18 protein-coding genes are annotated in these 20,202 nt (G+C 72.6%); 9 read left to right on the top strand and 9 right to left on the bottom strand.

The window, feature by feature from the left end; genetic code table 11:
- Nucleotides 1-55: 55 nt before the first annotated feature.
- On the top strand, nucleotides 56-1,042 hold the full coding sequence (locus ARTHRO9V_RS05420) for a hypothetical protein (RefSeq protein WP_159825998.1): 987 nt from the start codon (nucleotides 56-58) through the stop codon (nucleotides 1,040-1,042).
- Nucleotides 1,043-1,078: 36 nt separating this feature from the next.
- On the opposite strand, the gene ARTHRO9V_RS05415 is transcribed toward ARTHRO9V_RS05420, so the two are convergent.
- Nucleotides 1,079-1,438, bottom strand: a complete 360-nt coding sequence (locus ARTHRO9V_RS05415) for a hypothetical protein (RefSeq protein ID WP_056046678.1) — start codon at nucleotides 1,436-1,438, stop codon at nucleotides 1,079-1,081.
- Nucleotides 1,439-1,659: 221 nt separating this feature from the next.
- On the opposite strand from ARTHRO9V_RS05415, the gene ARTHRO9V_RS05410 reads away from it, so the two are divergent.
- Nucleotides 1,660-2,397, top strand: coding sequence for a trypsin-like serine protease (locus ARTHRO9V_RS05410; protein WP_159825996.1), 738 nt, complete (start codon nucleotides 1,660-1,662; stop codon nucleotides 2,395-2,397).
- Nucleotides 2,398-2,565: 168 nt separating this feature from the next.
- On the opposite strand, the gene ARTHRO9V_RS05405 is transcribed toward ARTHRO9V_RS05410, so the two are convergent.
- From ARTHRO9V_RS05405 to ARTHRO9V_RS05395, 3 genes are all read right to left on the bottom strand, one after another.
- Nucleotides 2,566-3,090 (bottom strand): GNAT family N-acetyltransferase, encoded by a 525-nt coding sequence (locus ARTHRO9V_RS05405; RefSeq protein WP_236556937.1) that lies wholly within the window; start codon nucleotides 3,088-3,090, stop codon nucleotides 2,566-2,568.
- A gap of 28 nt (nucleotides 3,091-3,118) precedes the next feature.
- Entirely contained in the window at nucleotides 3,119-4,483 is a 1,365-nt protein-coding gene (locus tag ARTHRO9V_RS05400) for a peptidoglycan DD-metalloendopeptidase family protein (RefSeq protein ID WP_148053639.1), read from the bottom strand.
- 347 nt (nucleotides 4,484-4,830) lie between these two features.
- Complete coding sequence (locus ARTHRO9V_RS05395) at nucleotides 4,831-5,271, bottom strand: MarR family winged helix-turn-helix transcriptional regulator (RefSeq protein ID WP_056046684.1); 441 nt, start codon at nucleotides 5,269-5,271, stop codon at nucleotides 4,831-4,833.
- Between the two features lie 107 nt (nucleotides 5,272-5,378).
- On the opposite strand from ARTHRO9V_RS05395, the gene ARTHRO9V_RS05390 reads away from it, so the two are divergent.
- Both ARTHRO9V_RS05390 and ARTHRO9V_RS05385 read left to right on the top strand, forming a co-directional pair.
- Nucleotides 5,379-6,554: a hypothetical protein gene (locus ARTHRO9V_RS05390; protein WP_159825994.1), complete on the top strand. Its 1,176-nt coding sequence runs from the start codon at nucleotides 5,379-5,381 to the stop codon at nucleotides 6,552-6,554.
- Nucleotides 6,555-6,652: 98 nt separating this feature from the next.
- Entirely contained in the window at nucleotides 6,653-7,930 is a 1,278-nt protein-coding gene (locus tag ARTHRO9V_RS05385; RefSeq protein WP_159825992.1) for an FAD-binding protein, read from the top strand.
- A gap of 83 nt (nucleotides 7,931-8,013) precedes the next feature.
- On the opposite strand, the gene ARTHRO9V_RS05380 is transcribed toward ARTHRO9V_RS05385, so the two are convergent.
- From ARTHRO9V_RS05380 to ARTHRO9V_RS05370, 3 genes are read right to left on the bottom strand one after another with little or no spacing between them, the layout of a single operon-like run.
- A complete protein-coding gene (locus tag ARTHRO9V_RS05380; protein WP_159825990.1) occupies nucleotides 8,014-8,682 on the bottom strand; it encodes a histidine phosphatase family protein in 669 nt (222 codons plus the stop codon).
- Nucleotides 8,683-8,722: 40 nt separating this feature from the next.
- Complete coding sequence (locus tag ARTHRO9V_RS05375) at nucleotides 8,723-9,442, bottom strand: nucleoside/nucleotide kinase family protein (protein WP_233568369.1); 720 nt, start codon at nucleotides 9,440-9,442, stop codon at nucleotides 8,723-8,725.
- Complete coding sequence (locus tag ARTHRO9V_RS05370) at nucleotides 9,439-10,173, bottom strand: DedA family protein (RefSeq protein WP_236556936.1); 735 nt, start codon at nucleotides 10,171-10,173, stop codon at nucleotides 9,439-9,441. Before ARTHRO9V_RS05370 ends, ARTHRO9V_RS05375 begins: the two co-directional genes overlap by 4 nt.
- A gap of 164 nt (nucleotides 10,174-10,337) precedes the next feature.
- Between ARTHRO9V_RS05370 and ARTHRO9V_RS05365 the strand changes: the two genes are divergently transcribed.
- From ARTHRO9V_RS05365 to ARTHRO9V_RS05350, 4 genes are all read left to right on the top strand, one after another.
- Complete coding sequence (locus ARTHRO9V_RS05365) at nucleotides 10,338-11,300, top strand: ABC transporter ATP-binding protein (RefSeq protein ID WP_159825986.1); 963 nt, start codon at nucleotides 10,338-10,340, stop codon at nucleotides 11,298-11,300.
- A complete protein-coding gene (locus ARTHRO9V_RS05360) occupies nucleotides 11,297-12,175 on the top strand; it encodes an ABC transporter permease subunit (protein WP_159825984.1) in 879 nt (292 codons plus the stop codon). The genes ARTHRO9V_RS05365 and ARTHRO9V_RS05360 overlap by 4 nt, the downstream gene beginning before the upstream one ends.
- Before the next feature lie 126 nt (nucleotides 12,176-12,301).
- Nucleotides 12,302-13,819: a DHA2 family efflux MFS transporter permease subunit gene (locus ARTHRO9V_RS05355; RefSeq protein ID WP_159828479.1), complete on the top strand. Its 1,518-nt coding sequence runs from the start codon at nucleotides 12,302-12,304 to the stop codon at nucleotides 13,817-13,819.
- A 922-nt stretch (nucleotides 13,820-14,741) separates the two neighbouring features.
- Complete coding sequence (locus tag ARTHRO9V_RS05350; RefSeq protein WP_370516182.1) at nucleotides 14,742-16,226, top strand: MFS transporter; 1,485 nt, start codon at nucleotides 14,742-14,744, stop codon at nucleotides 16,224-16,226.
- A gap of 161 nt (nucleotides 16,227-16,387) precedes the next feature.
- Here ARTHRO9V_RS05350 and ARTHRO9V_RS05345 read toward each other — a convergent pair whose 3' ends face one another.
- Complete coding sequence (locus ARTHRO9V_RS05345; RefSeq protein ID WP_159825982.1) at nucleotides 16,388-17,359, bottom strand: glycyl-tRNA synthetase; 972 nt, start codon at nucleotides 17,357-17,359, stop codon at nucleotides 16,388-16,390.
- A gap of 452 nt (nucleotides 17,360-17,811) precedes the next feature.
- A complete protein-coding gene (locus ARTHRO9V_RS05340; protein WP_056046695.1) occupies nucleotides 17,812-18,633 on the bottom strand; it encodes an NAD(P)H-hydrate epimerase in 822 nt (273 codons plus the stop codon).
- Between the two features lie 487 nt (nucleotides 18,634-19,120).
- Here ARTHRO9V_RS05340 and ARTHRO9V_RS05335 point away from each other — a divergent pair, with 487 nt between their 5' ends.
- Nucleotides 19,121-19,918, top strand: coding sequence for an alpha/beta fold hydrolase (locus ARTHRO9V_RS05335; RefSeq protein WP_056046697.1), 798 nt, complete (start codon nucleotides 19,121-19,123; stop codon nucleotides 19,916-19,918).
- Nucleotides 19,919-20,202 lie beyond the last annotated feature (284 nt).

Raw genomic sequence — 20,202 nt, 5'->3', positions numbered from 1 at the left:
GCGGCCCCGGCTCGTCCAGGCGGCTCGCATCGGGCCGTGCCAGCATTCTCGGGCCATGGCACTGACCGACCGAGATCCCGTCGACCCCACAGACGCCCCGTCACCCCTGCCGCCCGAGATGCCGCGCAGCCTGACGGTGCTGCGTGACGAGGACGCCCCGCCGGTCCGGGCCACACCCTGGCGAGAGGTCCGAGTGGACTTCCTGGTGCCGACCACCTCGACCGGTGCGGCCCGCGGCGTCCGGCACCTGCTCGACGAACCCGAACTGCACTTCTCACCCGGGCTGCGCCAGGGGACGCTCGCCCTGATGCCCCGACGGTCGGCACTCCTCCGCGTCGTGCTCGCGTGGGAGTGGTCGGTCGAGGCGGCGTCCTTCGCCGTGCACTCCTTCGAGCCCGAGCCCTTCTCGTCCGACGAACGAGACGCCCTCGAGGCCTGGTTGCGGGCGACGGCGCGACGGTTGCAGCTGTTCGACGGCGCCCTCGCGCGTGCCGTCGCCCGGGTCGACCACGACGTGGTCCGAGGCGTCGACACGAGCTCTCCCGAGGCGTCGCTGGCCGGCGCCTCCGCTGCGGTCCGGGCGGCAGCCCCTGCGGCCGCGGATTCGCCTGACCCGGGCCCGGTCAGGGGCCGTCCGGTGCCCGACGACTCCGACCCGGTCGACCTCTCGGCGGCCGGGCCCGCCGCCACGACGATGCGGACGGCCACCCTCGGGACGAGACTCGCCTCCCCCGCCGTCGGCGCCGCCCACCCCGTCGTCGACGTCACCCTGCCGGACGCGAGCGACCCCGGCTGGGAGGTCTTCGTCGACGCCCTGAGCCGTCAGACCCTCGGTTACCGTCGCACCCTCGACGACGGCGGCAGCGCCTACGCGTTCACCTACCTCGTCGCCGACGACGTCGACGACGTCACGCCCGACGACCTGGTCGACTGGCACGACCAACACATCCAGCGGCAACTGCTCGTCGAGGACGCCCGCCAGGCGTACGTGCACCTGCTCGCCGGGCTCGAGCCGCCCGTCTCGGTGCAGTACACGGTCTGACCGACGCGGCGCGCGCCTCCCGGGCAGGCAGTCGGGTCAGGGGGCGACGTCGACGATGGCGACGAAGCGGGTGCCGACGCCGTCGACCTCGGCGCGCACGACGCCCGGCTCGGGCTCGGGCAACTCGTCCGCACCGTGGTCGTCGCAGCTGAGGTAGGTGTACTCGGGCCACCACTTCTTGGGGCGAGCCGCCTCGTGGTAGCCGCAGACGACGCACTCCAGTTCGACCCAGACCGGCTTGCCCGTGCGGTTCGCCCGGGACTGCACCAGCCAGGCCGGCGGCGTCCGCTCGATCGCGACGAGTTCGTCGACCGTCATCTTCGGCGGCAGGCCGTGGCGCTTGGCCATCTCGAGCGGGATGTCCAGTCGCAGGGCGGCGTCTCGTCGCGTGATCACCCGCACACGCTACCCGTCCGCCCCCACCCCTCGCGAGCACCGGCGCTGTTGCCACGCGCAACACACGCCGTCAAGTCGGCCAGAGTGCCGACTTGCCCCCGAACGAGGGCCAGGCGGAAGCTCGACCCAGGCGGCACGTGTCCGATCCACCCGGTCGGTCGATCACCGGACCGCCCGGCAGGCACCACCCGACACGCACCACACGAACCAAGGGGAACCACATGAAGACCTCCGTCGCCGCCGCCCTCACCGCCGCAGCCCTCGTCGTCGGATCGCTCGGGGTCTCGACCTCGGCCGTCGCCGCCGGGCCCGTCGACACCATCCGGTCGACGGACGTCGTCGGCGGCGAGAAGGCTCCCACGACGCCGTGGGCCGTGCAGCTGGTCTTCCGGACCGGCGGCACCGCGAGCTACGCCTGCACCGGCGAGCAGATCAACGCCAGCTGGGTGCTGACCGCCCGCCACTGCATCGACGGCGTCACCTCGATGCAGGTGTACCACTCGAACAGCACGACGAACCCGGGCACCGCGATCGCCGTCGACCGCGTCGCCGCCGCCCCCGCGGGCGACATCGCGCTCGTGCACCTCGGCCAGTCGAAGGCGCTCGGCAGCTACCCGACGCTGAACCTCGGGTTCCAGGCGACGTCGTCGGGCAGCGGCACGATCATGGGCTACGGCCTGCGCGCGAACTCGGTGCAGTCCGACGGCCTGTACCAGGCGACGGTGGGCCTGACCGGCCGCAGCACCGACGCCTACGGCGGGGCCGCACAGCACCTGACCGGCACCACCGGCGCGGCGAACCACGGCGACTCGGGTGGCCCCCTGATCGTGGGCGGCCAGATCGTGGCCGTCTGCTCCACCGGCGACCAGGCCGACCCGGGCGCGAACACCCGTGCCGGCTCGAACTACGCCGTGCTGTCGCAGAGCGCGACCTGGATCCGCTCGACCGCCGGCCTCTAGTCCGCGACCTCGGGCGGGTCCGCCGGCGACGGGCGGCCTCGGACGCAAGGACCGTACGGACACGCCCGCCCACGGAACGCAGGAGGCGCGCCCCGGTCACGCGACCGGGGCGCGCCTCCGTCGTCGTGTCGACCCGCGCCTCCTCGGGGGGGCGTCGGCCGCCGGACGTCAGACGATCGGCTTCTCGAAGCAGATCGACTGCGGGATGGTCGTGACGTAGGGCTCGTAGGTCGGGATGCGGGTGAAGCCGATCTTCTCGTAGAGGGCGACGGCGTCGGGCTGACGGTCCCCGGTCTGCAGGATGAGTCGGCGGGCACCGCCGTCTCGGGCGACCGCCTCGAGCTCGGCCATCAGCAGCCGGCCGATGCCGCGGCCACGCTGACCGTCCGCGACGATCACCCGCTTGACCTCCCATTCGCCGTCCCGGCTCTGCACGAGGGCGTGGCCGACGGGCGTGCCGCCGTCGGCACCGTCGTCGACGACCACCAGCACGGTGGCCAGCACGTTCGACGGGTGCACCGTGAGGGCGGCGTTCCGGGCCTCGACGACGTCGACGGGTTCGACGACGTCTCGGTGGTAGCGGACGGTCATCTCGGCGTCCATGGCGTCGCGCAGGGCGACGGCACGGGGATCGTCGAAGGCGACGCGTTCGAGATGCAGCGGGGGCAGGGCGGAGGGAGCGGTGTTCGTCACCAGACGATTCTGCCCCCTCGTGGGGTGCCTAGAGTCGCACGCCCCGCGCGGCCATGAACGGCACGGGGTTGGTCGAGGCGCCGCCGACGCGGGTCTCGAAGTGGAGGTGGCAGCCGGTCGAGTTGCCGGTCGAACCGACGAGCGCGATCAACTGGCCCGCGACGACGCTCTGCCCGCGGGACACCTTGATGCCCCCGTTGACGATGTGGCCGTACGCGGTCGAGACGCCGCCGCCGTGACTGACCTGGATGTAGTTGCCGTAGCCGCCGGTCAGGCCCGCGAAGGTGACCGTCCCGGAGGTCGCCGCGTAGATCGGGCTGTTGCAGCCGGGGGCCAGGTCGATGCCGTCGTGCATGCGGTACACGCCGGTCACGGGGTTCACGCGCATGCCGTAGCCGCTCGACATGTACCCGGCGCTGGGGCGCACCCAGCCCGAGCCGCTCGAGGCACCGCCACCGCCGGACGAACCGCCGCCGGCGGACGGGGCGGGCGCGGGTGCGGAGGGCGTCGAGGGCCGGGCAGCGGCGGCCGCGGCAGCCGCGGCGCGCTGCTGACGGAGCGCCTCGGCCTGGCGGGCGGCCTCGGCGGCAGCGGCGGCCTTGCGGGCCTCTTCGGCCTGACGCGCGACCTCGACGCCGGTGGCGTAGTCGGCCTCGGTCTGCAGGCTCTGGTCTTGCAGCACGGCGAGCTGGCCCTGGAGGCGCGACTCGTTCTCCTGCTGGGCGGCGACGGCGGCCGCGGCCGCGTCGGACGCGGCCTGGGCCTCGTCCATCGAGACCTGGGCGGCTCCCTGCAACTTCACGAGCGCGTCCGAGGCGACCTTGGCCTGGTCGGACAGCGACTGGGCCACGTTGCGGTCGTTCACGGCCTGCTGACGGATGCCGTCGGTCTGCTCGGTGAGCTTGCTCATCGCGCCGAGGCGGTACAGCAGGTCGTCGGCCTGCTCGGTGTCGCCCACGAGCTGCGACGAGACGTCACCGCCACCGGTGCGGGCGAGCTGGGCCGAGACCTGACCGGCGCGCTGTTCGCTGGCGTCGGCCACCGCAGCCTTCTCGTCGGCCTGCGACTGCAGTTCGGCGAGCTTGGCGGCACCGGCGTCGGCATCGGCCTGGGCCTGCTCGAACTCGGCACCGAGACGCTCGGCCTCGGCCTGGGCGGTGGTGGCGTCGCTCGCGAGCTGGTCGAGCAGCCCCTGGATGCGGCTGACCTCGGAAGCCTTCGCCGACTCGCTCGACCGGGCCGCCTGGACGTCGTCCCACGTCGGGTACGAGGCGGCCTGTGCGGGCGAGCCCCCGAGCACCGCGCCCGACGCGACGAGCGTGAGGCTGAGCAGCACCGTCGCCACGGCGGCGGCGACGCCCTGACGGCGGGGCAGGGACACGGGCGAAGTCACGGAGGAGCACCTATCTGTGGTCGGTCCTGAGCCCGCTGGACGCGCCGGATCGACGGTCGTCGGGGGTGGGGAACCCGCTCAGCCTACGGGCGGAACCGGGAAGGGTAAACCCGCACCTCAGGGTTTCTCGTCATCGGCATGTCCCCAGTCGGGGGTTCACAGGGGGATGCACGACATGACTCCAATCACATCCGTCACACGATCTGTACCCCGATCGACGAAGAGGCGCGGGTCGGCGACACCCGTCGCCCACCACGACGGGCATCGCCGTTCCGGGCCGGGCCGGGCCGGGCCGGGGCCGGGCCGACAATCGGGCACCCGGCACCGGCGCCGAGCCGACAGGCGGGTCAGTCGACGAAGGCCGAGTTCAGACGGTGGAGCGCCGCAGCGAGCGCGTCGACCTCGGCGGGCGTCCACCCCTCGAGCCGGTCGGCCAGTGCGGACCGGTTGGCGTCGACCGATCGGGCGAGCAGGTCACGACCACGGGCGGTCAGCGTGAGCGCCTGGCCGCGGCGACCCTCGACCGCGGCCCCTGCGCCGGGCTCGACCAGGCCCAGCTCGACGAGTCCGCCGAGCTGGCGCGAGACGGTCGAGCGGTTCAGCCCGAAGTCGGCGGCGATGTCGGTGGCGCGGCAGCCGGGGTGGGTGGCGATGAAGGTGACGAGCGAGTGCTCGACGAACGACAGCGGGGCACTCTTGTGCCGGGCACGGGCGACGGCCCGTCGGGACACGGTCTCGAGCTCCGAGTAGACCGTGTCGATTCCTCGCTGCCCCCGCTGGTCCGTCACGGGGTCAGCCTAACGGCGGGTGGTCGGGAACACCGAGGGGGTCGTTTGTGTTGCATAATGCAACTGTAGACCGACGGGCAACGGCGCCCCCGACCACGAGGAGCCCCGTGACGACCACCGACCTGACCCTGCACCGCCCGGACGACGGCGCGCGCCCCGACCACGACCCGTTCCGCGCCGACGTGCTCCGGGACCGGGACGACCGACCCGACCCGCGCCTCCACCGGGGTCACCAGCACGCCGGGCCCGCGACCGCGCGCCGCCCGCGTCCCGACGCCGCGGCCTGGCGGTCCCTCGGCCTGCACGTGCTCATCCCGCTCTTCCTGGCCACCGGCATGGCCCTCGCCTACCTCGGCGCCTTCGGCCACCCGACCCCCCACCACGTGCCCGTCGCCGTCGTGGGCAGCTCGGCCCAGAGCGAGGTCTTCGCCCAACAGCTCAACGACGCCGACCCGGACGCCCTCGACGTGCGCACCGTCGCCGACGCCGACGCGGCTCGCAGGCTCATCACCGACCGCGAGATCTCGGGTGCGTTCGAGGTGGGCGCCACCGACGCGACGCTGTACGTCTCGTCCGCGGCGTCGGACACGACCGCGAGCGTCCTGCAGAAGGTGTTCGGTCCGGTCGCCTACCGACTCGGGCTGCCCTTGAAGGTCGACGACGTCGTCCCGAGCGGCGAGGGCGATCCGACCGGACAGGGCCTGTTCTTCCTGCTCGTCGCCCTGAGCGTCGGCGCGTACGCGAGTGCCGCAGCCATCTCGGCGGCGAGCGCCCGGCTGGGACTCGGCTCGCGCCTCCTCGCCGGGGTCGTCACGGCGGCCGTGATCGCGGCGATCGGCACCGTCGTGGTCGGCCCCGTCTACGGCATCGTCACGACCGGCCTCTGGGGCGTCGCCCTCGTCAGCTGGTTGTACGTGACCGCCGTCGTCGTGATCGGCATCGGCCTGCACCCCCTGCTCCGCCACTGGACGACGCCGGCCCTGACCATGCTCTTCGTCATGCTGAACTTCACCAGCTCGGGCGGAGTCTTCTCGTCGCAGCTCGTGCCGCCCTTCTTCGGCGCGTTGGGTGCCTTCTGGAACGGCTCGGCCTGGCTGCACGCCACGCAGTCGATCGTGTACTTCCCCGGCCAGGGCTGGGGCCGGGCCGGCCTGACGCTCGCACTCTGGCTGGCCGCGGGGCTCGCCCTCGCCGGACTCACCCACCTCTGGAGCGTGCGCCGCACCCGGCTCGCGAACGAGCGCGTGGCCGTCCGCGAGGACGAGGAGGGCATCGCCGCCTGAGCCGCGGGGCGTCGGGGACGCCGGGGACGCCGGGCGCGGCGGTGACGCGTGCGACACCGGGCGCCGGGCCCGCCGGGGACGCGTGCGAGACTCGACCGGTGACGACGACGCACGAGACCCTCCGGCCACCCCGACGCGACGAGCGCAACTGGGCCGACAGCTTCAGCTACGGGGCGACCCGGGTCGTGCAGCCGACCACGATCGACGAGCTGAGCGAGCTCGTCGCCGGGGCCAAGCGCATCCGGGCCCTGGGCACGCGCCACTCCTTCAGCGACGTGGCCGACGGACCGGGGCTGTTGGTCTCGACCACGGCGTTGCCCGCCGACCCGGTGATCTCGGACGACGGCCACGGCGTCACCGTCGGGGCCGGCACGAACTACGCCGTCGTCGCGCAGCACCTCGACCGACACGGACTCGCCCTGCTGAACATGGGCTCGCTGCCGCACATCTCGGTGGGTGGCGCGATCGCGACCGGCACCCACGGCTCGGGACTCGGCCTCGGGAGCCTGTCCAGCGCGGTGTCGGCCCTCGAGATCGTCGGGCCCGACGGGTCGCTCCGGACCGTGCGTCGTGGGCAGCCGGGCTTCGACGGCAGCGTCGTGGCCCTGGGCGCCCTCGGCGTGGTGGTCAGGGTGACCCTCGACGTCCAGCCCGGGTTCCGCATGCGACAGGACACCTACGTCGACCTGCCCTGGTCGAGCGTCGACGACCACCTGATGGACGTCATGGGAGCCGGGTACAGCGTCAGCTTCTTCCACGAGTTCGACCACCGCATCCGCGAGGTGCTGGTCAAGTCGCGCGTGCCCGACGGCCTCGCCGACGTGTCGATGCCCCGTGACCTGTGGGGCGCCCGCCCCGCCCCCGTCGACGAGCACGCGGAGGTCACCGGCACGAAGTCGACGCCCATGGACGGCAGCGTGGGGTCGTGGGCCGACCGGTTGCCGCATTTCCGCATCGACGCCACCCCGTCCGTGGGTTCCGAACTGCAGAGCGAACACTTCGTCGCCCTCGAGGACGGTGCGGCCGCCCTCCGCGCCGTACGACGCCTCGGCGACGAGCTGCGCCCGCACCTGCACACCTGCGAGACCCGCACCGTCGCGGGCGACCCGCTCTGGTTGAGCCCGACACCTCAGGACAGCCTGGGCATCGCCTTCACCTGGAAGAAGCACCCCGCCGAGGTCGCGGCCTTGATCCCCCGGGTCGAGGAGGCGCTGGCCCCGTTCACCCCGCGCCCCCACTGGGGCAAGCTGTCGGCCCTGCCGCACGCGGCGATCGTCGCGGCCTACCCGAGACTGGCGGATTTCGCCGACCTCGTGCGCGAGATCGACCCCGAGGGCAAGTTCGGCGGCCCGGCCGTGGAGCGCCTGCTCGCCTAGCCGCGACGGCGTGGAGCGCGTGCGCGCCTGGCCGGGACGGGTGGTCGACGGGTCGGGCTTCAGGTCGGGCCTCGGGTCGAGCTTCAGTAGGACTCGCCGGTGGGGTCCGCCGCCTCGAGGTCGAGCAGCTCGGCCCCCCCGACGGGCAGGCCCTGCCAGGTCTGCAGGCGCCAGCCGGCCTCGATGCTGCCCTCGAGGGTGACGACCCCCGTGTTCTCGAGCAGGTGCTGACGGATGAACTCGTCGTCGGCGTTGACCGCCCGCGAGCCGACCCAGGCCCGGATGGCCGCACCGTGACTGACGGCCGCGACCGTCTCGTGCCCGTCGCCCTCGGCCCCGGCGATCAGGTCGGCCAACGCGGCGTCGTACCGCGCGTAGAACTCGTGCCCGTCCTCGGAACCGGGCACCCGGACGTCGAGGTCGCCCGACGCCCAGGAGAAGACGCAGCCGACGTAGGCCGTGACCGCCTCGGTGTCGTGTCGGCCTTCGAGGTCGCCCGCCTTCACCTCGCGCAACCCGTCGAGCACCGTCGGCGCGAGGCCCCGGGCGGCGGCCAGAGGAGCCGCGGTGAGCTGTGTCCGCACGAGCGTGCTGACGGCGAGGGCACCGATCGTCTCGTCGGCGAGGGCGGCGGGCAGAGCCTCGGCCTGCCGTCGACCGAGGTCGGTGAGCCCGACGCCGGGCGCGACGGTGCCGAGGACGCCCTCGACGTTGTCGGGGGTCTGACCGTGGCGGATCAACAACAGGCGCATGATCGTCAACCCTACGGTGGACCCCCGACACCGGCGGTCGTCAGGCGTCGGGCCAGAGGCGACCGGCGTCCACGACGACGTCGGCCCGGGCGCGGGTGGCCCGCACGAGCCGGGCGTTCGCCTCGTCGGGACCCGCGGCCCAGGCCTCAGCGGCTCCGGGCGTCATGCCGAAGCGGACGTGACGGGCGACGAGCCAGCGCCGTCGCCGCTCGGCCGGGGTGTCGACGAACCACACCTCGTCGAACGTCGCGCGCACCGCGGGCCAGGGCGTGAGCTCGGCCAGCAGGTAGTTCCCCTCGCTGACCACGACCTCGACGGACGGATCGACCTCGACCGCGCCGCCGATCGACTCCTCGACGCCCCGGACGTACTCGGGTGCCCACACCGTCCCCGACCGGGACCGCAGCCGCTCGAGCAGGGCGAGGTAGCCGTCGGCGTCGAAGGTGTCGATCGCGCCCTTGCGGTCGAGGCGGCCGAGCCGGGCCAGGGTGGCGCCCGCGAGGTGGAACCCGTCCATCGGCACGACCACGGCCCTCACCCCGACCCGCGTGAGCCCCTCGACGACGGCCGCGGCGACCGTGCTCTTGCCACCGCCGGGCTCGCCGGCGACGCCGATCAGGGTGCGGACGGACGTCGGGGCGGGACCGCCGGGGGACGCGAGGCCCGCGGAGGAGCCGCGCCGCGCCTCCTGCGTCCGGGCGTGGACCGCCAGGGCTCGGGCGACGAGGTCCTCGACCGAACCGAGCGGCGTACCGGTCACTCGGGGCGGCCGGCCGAGCCCGGACCGGTGCCCGCGTCGTCGCCGACGTCCGCGGTCCGCAGCTCGGTGAGGGCCGCCTCACGCCGCGACCGGCGCCAGGCGAGCAGGGCGTGCAGGGCGATGGGCACGACCGACAGCACGACGAGCACGACCGCCAGCACGTCGATGTGGTCGCGGATGAACGGGATGCCGCCGAGCAGCGAGCCGAGCACCGTCATGCCCACGGCCCAGAGGAAGGCGCCGGTCACGTTGAAGAGCAGGAACCTGCGGTACCGGTAGCCCGCGGTCCCCGCGGCCAGCGGGACGTAGGTGCGGACGATCGGGACGAACCGACCGAGGATCAGGCTCGTGCCGCCGTACTTCGCGAAGAAGGCCTCCGCACGCTCGAGGTAGGCCGTCTTCAGGATGCGGGCGTCGTCCTTGAACAGGCGGCGGCCGAAGCGGTTGCCGAGGAAGTAGCCCACCTGGTCGCCGAGGACCGCGGCGACGAAGGCGCAGAGGGCGATCACCCAGACCTGCAGCCCCAGCGCCTCGTGCAGCACGCCGGCGGTGAAGAGCAGGGAGTCGCCGGGCAGGAACGGGAACAGCACGCCCGACTCGATGAAGACCATCAGCGAGATGCCGGCGAGGGCCCAGGGCCCCAGGGCGGGCAGCAGCTCGTCCGGGTTGAAGAGGACGAACCCCCCGCCGGTGGACGCGGGCAGGGCGGCGAGCAGGGTGTCGGCGATCACGAGGGACGACTGTAACGGGTCCACCCCGGGACGCGGCGTCCACCGAGCGGACCACTCGCGCATCCACCGGTCTCGGCCGGGCGGGGGATACCCCCGGGCGCACCGCGCCCCTAGCCTGAGGCGATGCGGACACCCCTCAGCATGCCGACGACAGGACGCACGCGATGATCGAAGCCCGGAACCTCACCAAGATCTACGGAGACAAGCGCGCGCTCGACGACGCCACCTTCACGGTCCGACCCGGTCTCGTCACCGGGTTCCTCGGCCCGAACGGCGCCGGCAAGTCCACCACCATGCGCATGATCGTCGGGCTCGACCGCCCCACCAGCGGCAGCGTCACGGTCAACGGCAAGCGGTTCGCCGACCACGCGGCCCCCCTGCACGAGGTCGGCGTCCTGCTCGACGCCAAGGCCGTGCACACCGGTCGCAGCGCCCACGACCACCTGCTCGCCATGGGCGCCACGCACGGCATCGGCAAGAAGCGCGTCGACGAGGTGATCGCCTTGACCGGCCTCGAGTCGGTCGCGAAGAAGCGCGTCGGCGGGTTCTCGCTCGGCATGGGCCAGCGCCTCGGCATCGCCGCCGCGCTGCTCGGCGACCCGGCCACCGTCATCCTCGACGAACCCGTCAACGGCCTCGACCCCGAAGGCGTCGTCTGGGTGCGCACCCTGGCCCGCTTCCTCGCGAGCGAGGGCCGCACCGTGTTCCTCTCGTCGCACCTCATGAGCGAGATGGCCCAGACCGCCGACCACCTCATCGTGCTCGGGCGCGGCAAGGTGCTCGCCGACTCCCCCATCTCGGACGTCATCTCGCAGGCGTCGGGCGACGCCGTGCGCGTGCGCAGCCCGCACGCCGACCACCTCGTCTCGCTGCTGCAGGGGCCGGACGTCGCCGTCACGGCCGTCGAACCCGGCGTGGTCGAGCTGCGCGGCATCACCGCCGAGCGGGTCGGCGACCTCGCCGCCTCGTCCGGCGTCGTGCTGCACGAGCTCACCCCGCTGGTCCGCTCGCTCGAGGACGCGTACATGACCCTCACGCAGGACTCCGTCGAATACCACGCAGGAGGCGCGGCGCGAGGCAGCCGCGTCGCCCCCGACACGCAGACCCCCCAGGGAGCGACCCGATGACCGCCACGACCCCCACCCGTCACCGCGACCGACCCGTGCGCCCGACCTCGAAGCTCACCTTCGGCGGCGTGCTGCGCAGCGAGGTCGTCAAACTTCGCACGCTGCGCTCGACCTGGTGGTGCCTGGCGATCATGGTCGTCATCATCGTCGGCTTCGGTGCCCTCTTCGCCCTGAGCGCGGGCCTGTTCCAGGCCGGCGAGGCCAGCACCGAGCAACAACAGCAGATCGTCGCGCAGTCCGTCTCGGTCGGCGTGGTGTTCGGCCAGCTCGTCGCGTCGATCCTGGGCGCTCTCGTCATCACCGGTGAATTCGGCACGGGCATGATCCGGTCGACCTTCGCCACGGTGCCCAAACGCCTGCCCGCGGTCGTGGCCAAGCTCGTCGTCGTCGCGCTGACGCTCTTCGTGGTGTCGCTGGTCGCCCTCGTCCTGACCCTGCTGATCAACAGCGCGATCCTGCCGTCGAACGACATCACGGTCGACTTCGGCGACGGTGCCCTCTGGCGCAGCGTGGTCGGCGCCGCGGCCTCGATCGCCTTCATCGGCATGATCGCCTTCTCGCTCGGGGCGATCATCCGCAACGGCGCCGGCGCCATCGCGGCCTCGGTCGGCCTGGTCTTCGTGCTGCCGATCATCGTGCAGATCTTCACGGCGTTCGTCGACGCCGCCTGGGTCTACACACTGGCCGAGATCATCCCGCCGAACGCCGCCGCCCGGCTCTACGACTACGTCGTCTCCGGCCAGTCGGCCATGGCCCTGCCGAGCCCCGACGGGGCCCTCGTCCTCGAGCCGTGGAGCGCCCTGCTGGTGCTCGTCGGCTGGGTCGTCGTGCTCTTCGGTCTGGCGCTCGCGCTCGTGAAGCGACGCGACGTCTGACCGACGGGCACCGCGCCTCCTCGGGGTGACGGCGACGCGATCGGACGGATCGGGAAGAACCGGACCGTCTCGTACGTTCGGTCGCACAGGCACACCGCCGTCACCTCCGAGGAGCCCCATTTGAGCATCGACCCCTCTCCCCCGACGACCGTCGGCGACAGCCGAGCCACCGAGAGCCGAGCCGCCGACACCGCGACGACGGGCGCCGACGGCGACCAGGCCGGCACCGAGGCGCGCAACAAGCTCGTCATCGGGCTGCTGCTCGTGTCGGCCTTCGTCGTGATCCTCAACGAGACGATCATGGGCGTCGCCCTGCCGAGCCTCACCCGCGACCTCGACATCACCGTCACGGCGGGCCAGTGGCTGACCACGGGCTTCATGCTCACCATGGCCGTCGTCATCCCGATCACGGGCTTCCTGCTGCAGCGCTTCAACACCCGCCCGGTGTTCATCACCGCGATGAGCCTCTTCAGCCTCGGGACGGCCATCTCGGCGATCGCTCCCGGCTTCGGCGTGCTGCTGCTCGGCCGCGTCGTGCAGGCCTCGGGCACGGCGATCATGATGCCGCTGCTGATGACCACCGTGCTCACCCTCGTGCCGCCGGCCACGCGCGGCCGCACGATGGGCAACATCTCGATCGTCATCTCGGTCGCACCGGCCATCGGCCCGACGATCTCGGGCGTCATCCTGAGCGTGCTCGAGTGGCGCTTCATGTTCATCCTCGTGCTGCCGATCGCCCTCGTGGCGCTCGCGCTCGGTGCCGCCCGCGTCAAGAACGTCACCACGCCGAAGAAGGTGCCCCTCGACGTCACCTCGGTGATCCTGTCTGCCTTCGCCTTCGGTGGCATCGTCTTCGGGCTCAGCTCGATCGGCGAAGGGGCCGAGGCCGCCGTCCCCGCCTGGGTGCCGCTGGCCGTCGGCGTCGTCGCGCTCGTCGCGTTCGTGCTGCGTCAGCGCTCGCTGCAGCGTCACGACCGCGCCCTGCTCGACCTGCGCACGTTCTCGTCGCGCACCTTCACGATCTCGGCGTCGGTGCTCGGCGTCGGCATGATCGCCCTCTTCGGCACCCTGATCGTCCTGCCGATCTACCTGCAGAACGTGCACGGCCTCGACCCGCTCGCCACCGGGCTGCTGCTGCTGCCCGGCGGCCTCGTCCAGGGCCTGCTGTCGCCCGTCGTGGGACGCCTGTTCGACAAGTACGGTCCGACCGTGCTGCTCGTGCCCGGCACCACCCTGGTCAGCGCGGTGCTGTGGTTCATGTCCACGGTGTCCGAGTCCACCCCGATCCCGATGGTCCTCGCCGCCCACGTCGCCCTCAGCATCGGCCTGGCCTTCATGTTCACGCCGCTGTTCACCTCGGGCCTCGGGTCGCTGCCGTCGAACCTGTACTCGCACGGCAGCGCGATCGTCGGCACGGTGCAGCAGCTGGCCGGCGCCGCCGGCACCGCCGTGTTCGTCACCGTGATGACCCTGGCCGCCACCGCGGCGGCCAGCCAATCCGGTGCCGGAGCCGCCGCCACGGGAGCCGGCGTGCGCGCCGCGTTCCTGGTCGGCGCGATCATCTCGGTGTTCGCCGTCGTGGGGTCGTTCTTCGTCCGGCGCCCGCCGGTCGTCGAGGGCGCCGAGCCGGTCGTCGCGCACTAGCCTGCGCGCGTCGCGCGTCGCGCGTCGCGTGGCGCGCGTGGCGCAGCGCGCGTCGCGTGGCGCGCGTTGGGCGTGAGCGCGTCGCGTGGCGCGCGTTGGGCGTGAGCTCGTCGCGTGGCGCGTGGCGCGTGGCGAGACGTGCGTCGGCGCTCCGCACATCCTCGCTGGCGAGCTGCCGATGGTCACGGCCTCCCCCTCGGGGAAGCGCCGGCCGTCGGCAGCTCGTCGTCGTGTCAGCCGTCCGTGAGGTCGTGGACCATCGCGCAACCGACGGCCCGCGCCGCGTGATCCCGTCCCCCGTCTGCCCCATGGCCGGCGGTGCGGCCTGCACCACCCGCGCCTCCTCAACCCCTGCGGATTCGGTGTGGGTGCGGGTGCGGGTGCGGGCAACTCCTGTCTCGGGGTGCGCCCTGCCTCCGGGTCCCCGTCTTCTCCGCCCGCGCCCCCTCGCGAGTCCTGCGTTGCCGACACGCTCCTCCTCCACCCCTCCGGGTGCGGGTGCGGGTGCAGGTGCAGGCAATTCCTGTCCCGGGGTGCGCCCTCCCTGCGGGTCCCTGTCTTCTCGGCGCGCGCCTCCTCGGCAGTCCTGCGTTGCCGACACGCGCCTCCTCGGCGGTCATGCGTTGCCGTCACGCGCCTCGTCTTCCCTGCAGGTGCGGGTGGGGCTGCGGGTGCGGGTGCGGGTGCGGGTGCGGGCAACTCCTGTCTCGGGCTGCGCCCCACCTCCGGGTCGCTGCCTCCTGGGCCCGCGCCTCCTCGGCAGTCCTGCGTTGCCGACACGCGCCTCCTCGGGTACCTGCTTCCTCGACGTGCGGGCCGACGCGGACACGGGCTCCGAGCGCGAGTAACGTCCGGGCACGTGCAGATGATGCAGACTTGCAGGCTGCGCACCCGACGTCATGCATCCCCGGGAGGCCGACCCATGACAAGCTCATCCACCACCGCGTCGAACGGCGGCCCGGTCGGAGGCACGCGCAGCCTCGTCCCGGCCCGGATGGACCGTCTGCCGTGGACGAGGTTCCACTGGTCGATCGTCGTGGGCCTGGGGTTCTCCTGGGTGCTCGACGGGCTCGAGATCCAGATCGTGGCGTCGGCCGGGTTCCAGGCGGACCTCGGGCTCACCGCCGCCGAGGTCGGGCTGCTGGGCACGATCTACCTCGTCGGCCAGGTCTTCGGGGCCCTCATCTTCGGGCGGATGGCCGACAGCCTCGGCCGCAAGAAGCTGTTCATCCTGACCCTGGCGATCTACCTCGTGGCGAGCGCCATCGCAGGACTGTCGCCGAACTTCGTCTTCCTGGCCGTGTTCCGGTTCTTCGCCGGTGCGGGCATCGGCGGAGAGTACGCCGCCATCAACTCGGCGATCGACGAACTCATCCCGTCGAAGTACCGCGGACGCGTCGACATCGCGATCAACGGGACGTACTGGGGCGGCGCGGCCCTGGGCGCGACGGCCAACATCTTCTTGCTCGACCCCGACCTGTTCGCCGAGAACGTGGGCTGGCGCATCGGGTTCTTCATCGGGCCGGTGCTCGGCCTCGCAATCATCTACCTGCGCCGCCACATCCCGGAGAGCCCGCGGTGGCTGATGACGCACGGACGCGAGAAGGAGGCCGAGGCGACGGTCGACGACATCGAGGCCCGCGTCGAGAAGGACAAGGGCACCGACCACCTCACCGCCGTGTCGGACGACCAGGCCATCGAGGTGGTCGCGGCGGGGCGGATCGGGTTCGGCACCATCATCCGCACCCTGGTACACGACTACCCGAAGCGAACCTTCGTCGGCGCCGCGATGATGATCACGCAGTCTTTTCTCTACAACGCGATCTTCTTCACCTACGCACTCGTGCTGCAGAACTTCTACGGCACGAGCCCCAGCAGCACGCAGTACTTCTTCCTGATCTTCGCCGTGGGAAACCTGCTCGGGCCGCTGGTGCTGGGGCCGCTGTTCGACAGCTGGGGTCGACGTCAGATGATCTTCCTGACGTACGCCGTGTCGGCGGCGGTGCTCGCCGTGTCGGCGATCCTGTTCCAGGCGGACGTGCTGAACGCCGCGACTCAGACCGCGTTCTGGAGCGTCTCGTTCTTCTTCGCCTCGGCAGGCGCGTCGTCGGCCTACCTGACGGTGAGCGAGATCTTCCCGCTCGAGCTACGGAGTCAGGTCATCGGCTACTTCTTCGCCCTCGGACAGATCGTCGGCGCCGTCGCTCCGAGCCTCTACGGCGCCCTCATCGGCGACGGGAGCGACCGGGGTCCCCTCACGGGCGGGTACTTCCTGGGCGCCGGCGTCATGCTGGTCGGCGGCGTCATCGCGCTCATCTTCGGTGTCGACGCGGCTCGCAAGTCGCTCGAGACGATCACCACTCCGCTGTCGGTCGTCCCCTCGTCGAAGCAGTCGCCGCGGAGCTGAGTTGCACTGGCCGCGCGGGCGGGGTGGCTGCACCGAGCCGCCGGGCGGCTTGGCCAGGCCGGCGGCTTGGCCAGGCCGGGCGGCGGGCTGTGCCTCGCGACCGGCTTGGCCCGGCCGTGCGGCGCGATGAAGGCCAGCGGGACGGGCCCCGAGCTACGCCGTTAGGTCCCCCCGATCAGGAACTCCTGACCGGCGCGTCGTGGCGGAATCGCCAGCCGCCACGATCTGCGACCCCGGGGTCCGAGCACTCGGGGCAACGAGGAGTTGCCGACATCCTCGGCGCGACGGGGGCCACCCGCCGTGAAGATCAGCGCATCGATCGCCTCGGCCGTCGACTGCCACCTGTTCTTCACCATCATGGCGCTCGCCCGAAACGGCACCCGCCCCTCACGGGCGATGTCGGCGTCCTTGACCCGGTCCTCGTCGAAACGCCGTTCATGGTGTGCTCGTCCATCCGTCTCGAAGCCGATGATGCCGTCGACCACCATGTCGATGATCTTGTTCGTCCCCGAGACGGGGATCTGACGCACGACGTGGCGTCCCGCGCGTCGGAGTCTCGTTCCGGCGGCGCTCTCGAGGATGCTCTCCGCGCCTCCTTCACTCCATGCGACGAGGCCGGCAGCGTCCATGCTCTTGCGGGACAACACCTCGGCGGCGTCGTCATCGTCCTGGACGATGCCGGCCTCCCTCGCCCAGTCGACGAGGATCACCGCGTCCTCGAAGGATCGCGCCTCCACGACCGCCCGGGCCAGGGCGTCGCGAGGATCGACCGCCCAGGTCGATCCTCGGCCACTCAGGTCGACGGGGTCCCAGACGACACGGACCCCTCGGCGCCTCCGGAGGCGCGAGGCCGTCACCGGAACCGACACGGTGACGGGCGGTCGGCGCGACGACCACGACCACGCCCCGAGCAGGTGGAGGGCGGAGGCTCCCGTGAGCCGGCCACCGACCGCCACCGCGACGTACCGGGGGTCATGGGGCGACCACGTGGAGTACCACCCCCGCCGGGGCCGGATGACGCTGCGGGATCGCACGGCGACGGTGAGGTGACGGTCGGTCGCGCCGTGGGCGACGAGGTCGCGCTTGTGGAGCAGGCCTCCGGCGGACGAGACCAGTTCGGCGATCGTGGTCATGTCCACGAGCGTGTCGGAATCGCGGTAGCCGTCACCTCCGCGCGACTCGCACCGGGGACGCACGGCGGCGGCGGGCCCCTGGGGACGAGACGACGCCGGACTGGTGTGACCTTATCCGCGGTCGGGACCGGCCTGCCGTCGGCAACTCCTGTCTCCTGCCCAGACCTGATGTCGTGCGAGAGTTCCGGCCGGGCGGCGATGCCCTGGGGCAGGAGTTGCCGACCGTACTGGTGCGATGTCGGCAACTCCTGCATCGGGCGTCGGCGTCGCGACGGAGGCGCGAGGGTTCCGGCTCGGGAAGCCGACAGCCCGGAGTTGCCGACCGGGACAGACCCTTTGCGGTGACAGCAAGCGGAACGGGACAGGACACGACGGGACGAGACGGAAGGGGGCAGTAGACGGACGGGACAGGGGCGGCACGAGGCGAGGCGGGGGCTCGGGCCGGGAGGGGATCAGGGAGTCGTGACCGCCGGGGGCATGCGCGCGAGGTCCGGACCGATGCCGATGTCGACGAGCACGACGCGTCCGGCTCGCTCCGCCCCCGGGCCCACGACGAGCCCGACCTTGTGGCCGCCGAACGTGACGGTGACGTCCGCGGGCAGCACGTGTGGCGGATCGGGGAGGGCCCCGTCGTCCACCCCGATGCCGCTCGGAACGTCGACCGCGATCACTCGTGGTGCGGGCTCCGTGACGTCGCCGTCCGCAGCCGAACCTCCGCCCGGGGACGTCCCTGCGCCCCTCCCCGTCACGGATGCCACAGCCGCCTCTGCACCCGCACCCCATGTCGCACCAGTGACCACCGGCAGCACCGCCTCCACCACGCGCAGCGAATCCCCCCGGAGCCCCGCACCGTTCGAGCCCGTCCCGACCAGTCCGTCGAGCAGCACGTCGTACGCGGGCAGAACCCCCGCCACGACCGCAGCATCGCACCAGGCTTCGACGTCGTCGAGCACGGCCCCTGCCGCGAGCGCCGCGGCCAGGGCGGCCTCGTGCACCCGTGACCCCACGGGCACGACCGTCACCGCGCCGCCCTGTGGCACGAGCTCGCGGGCGAGCGACTCCCCGGCGTAGAGCGCGTCACCGCCGTTGTTGCCGCTTCCGACGAGCAGCAGGATGCGGCCCGCACGACCGTCCCGGGAGGACGAGGAGGCGCGCAACACGTCGCGCACGACGTCCGCGAGACCGTCGGCCGCCCGCCTCATCAAGGGTTCGCCCGCCTCCAGGTGTGGGCGCTCCGCCTCACGGATCTGTGCCGCCGTCCAAGCCTCGACCATGCGTCCACCCTCCTCCCCTCGACCGCCGGAAGACCGGGCCGCCCACCCCGGTCCGCCACGGCGCCGGGCCCCGCCGTGCCGCACCGCGCCGAGGAGGACCTGCTCGTGCGGCACCGGCCGAGTCGGTAACTCCGGGCCTGTGACGCGCAGGCGGCCGAGGGCGCCGCCCACGGGAGGCACGGGCGGCACGAGGGAGGAGTTGCCGACATCGCGCGCCACTCGGCACCTCGGTCGACCCGACCGCGAGCCGACCCGAGTCGACCGTCACGCGACCAGAACGGCACGACGAGCGGGAGGCGCAGCGGGCACGACGAGCGGGACGTGCAGCGGGCACGACGCGCGAGACGCGCGCAGCGAGCGGGACCCGCGCAGCGAGCGGGACGCGCAACGGGCGCGACGCGCGAGACGCGCGCAGCGAGCACAGCGAGCACAGCGAGCACTACGACCACAACCGTCACGAGCTGTGCGGCGCTGCCAGACTGTCGGGATGCGTGCGACCACCCCGAACCCCGTCGACGGCACCGAGATCGCCTACGAGGTCGACGGGGACGGGCCGCCGCTCTTGCTCGTGCACGGCTCGGGCCTCTCGCGCGGCACCTGGCGGGGGCTCGGCTACCTTCGGGACCTGCAGCGCGACTTCACGGTGGTCGCGCTCGACATGCGCGGCCACGGCAAGAGTGGCAAGCCCCACGACCCCGAGTCGTACGCGATGGACCTGCACCGTGGTGACGTCGGCGCCGTGCTCGACGCGACGGGCCTCGAGCCCGCGCACTACGTCGGTTACTCGTTCGGCGCCCGCATCGGGCTGTCCGTCGCGGCGCACGAGCCCCGGCGCCTCCGGACGCTGACCACGATCGGTGGCAGCTGGGCCCCGATGAACGGCAACATCGGCGCGACCTTCACGCCCGACTGGCACGACGCCCTGACGACGGGTGGCATGGCCCGCTTCGTCGACCGCTGGGGCGAGACGATCGGCCGTCCGATCGATCCCGAGACCCGTCTGGCCTTCATGCAGGACGATCCGATCGCCCTGGCCGCCTTCTTCACCGCGGCCGAGACGGGTGGCGGCCTGACGGTCCCCCAGCTCGACTCGGTCGAGGTCCCCACCCTCCTGCTGGCCGGCACGCGGGACGTCGACCGCCATCGCGAGTCCCAGGAGGCCGCCCGCCGGATGCCGGCAGCCGTCTTCTACTCGCTCGTCGGCCAGGACCACGCCTCGTCGCTGCTCCCCGTCGACCAGGTGACCGACCTGCTGCGCACCTTCCTCGAGACCGTCGACGCCTGAGGCCCGCCCCGACGGGTCGTCGACCCGGAGGCGCGGCCCCCTAACGCAGGACGCGACCGGGAGGCGCGGCGCCCGAACGCAGGACGCGACCCGGAGGCGCGGTGCCGGTGCGCAGGACGCCACGGGACGATCCCGGCGCGCGCCGGTGCGCGCCGACTGCGAGAATGGACGCACCATGGGCATCAGTCGGCGAGCGTTCTTGACGGGATCGGTCTCGGGGGCCGCGATCCTCGTGCTGTCGGCCTGCACGACGGACTCCCCCGCGCCGACGGCCAGCCCCACCC

Origin of the sequence: Frigoribacterium sp. 9N (assembly GCF_902506305.1) — a bacterium.
Taxonomy (GTDB): Bacteria; Actinomycetota; Actinomycetes; order Actinomycetales; family Microbacteriaceae; genus Frigoribacterium.
This window is presented reverse-complemented; position numbering and strand designations above follow the sequence as displayed.

Coding starts and splice junctions, on each gene's coding strand:
- ARTHRO9V_RS05360 (WP_159825984.1), top strand. CDS start 11,297: ATGACCGCCACGACCCCCACCCGTCACCGCGACCGACCCGTGCGCCCG.
- ARTHRO9V_RS05340 (WP_056046695.1), bottom strand. CDS start 18,633: ATGGTCGAGGCTTGGACGGCGGCACAGATCCGTGAGGCGGAGCGCCCA.
- ARTHRO9V_RS05420 (WP_159825998.1), top strand. CDS start 56: ATGGCACTGACCGACCGAGATCCCGTCGACCCCACAGACGCCCCGTCA.
- ARTHRO9V_RS05345 (WP_159825982.1), bottom strand. CDS start 17,359: ATGACCACGATCGCCGAACTGGTCTCGTCCGCCGGAGGCCTGCTCCAC.
- ARTHRO9V_RS05365 (WP_159825986.1), top strand. CDS start 10,338: ATGATCGAAGCCCGGAACCTCACCAAGATCTACGGAGACAAGCGCGCG.
- ARTHRO9V_RS05350 (WP_370516182.1), top strand. CDS start 14,742: ATGACAAGCTCATCCACCACCGCGTCGAACGGCGGCCCGGTCGGAGGC.
- ARTHRO9V_RS05410 (WP_159825996.1), top strand. CDS start 1,660: ATGAAGACCTCCGTCGCCGCCGCCCTCACCGCCGCAGCCCTCGTCGTC.
- ARTHRO9V_RS05335 (WP_056046697.1), top strand. CDS start 19,121: ATGCGTGCGACCACCCCGAACCCCGTCGACGGCACCGAGATCGCCTAC.
- ARTHRO9V_RS05380 (WP_159825990.1), bottom strand. CDS start 8,682: ATGCGCCTGTTGTTGATCCGCCACGGTCAGACCCCCGACAACGTCGAG.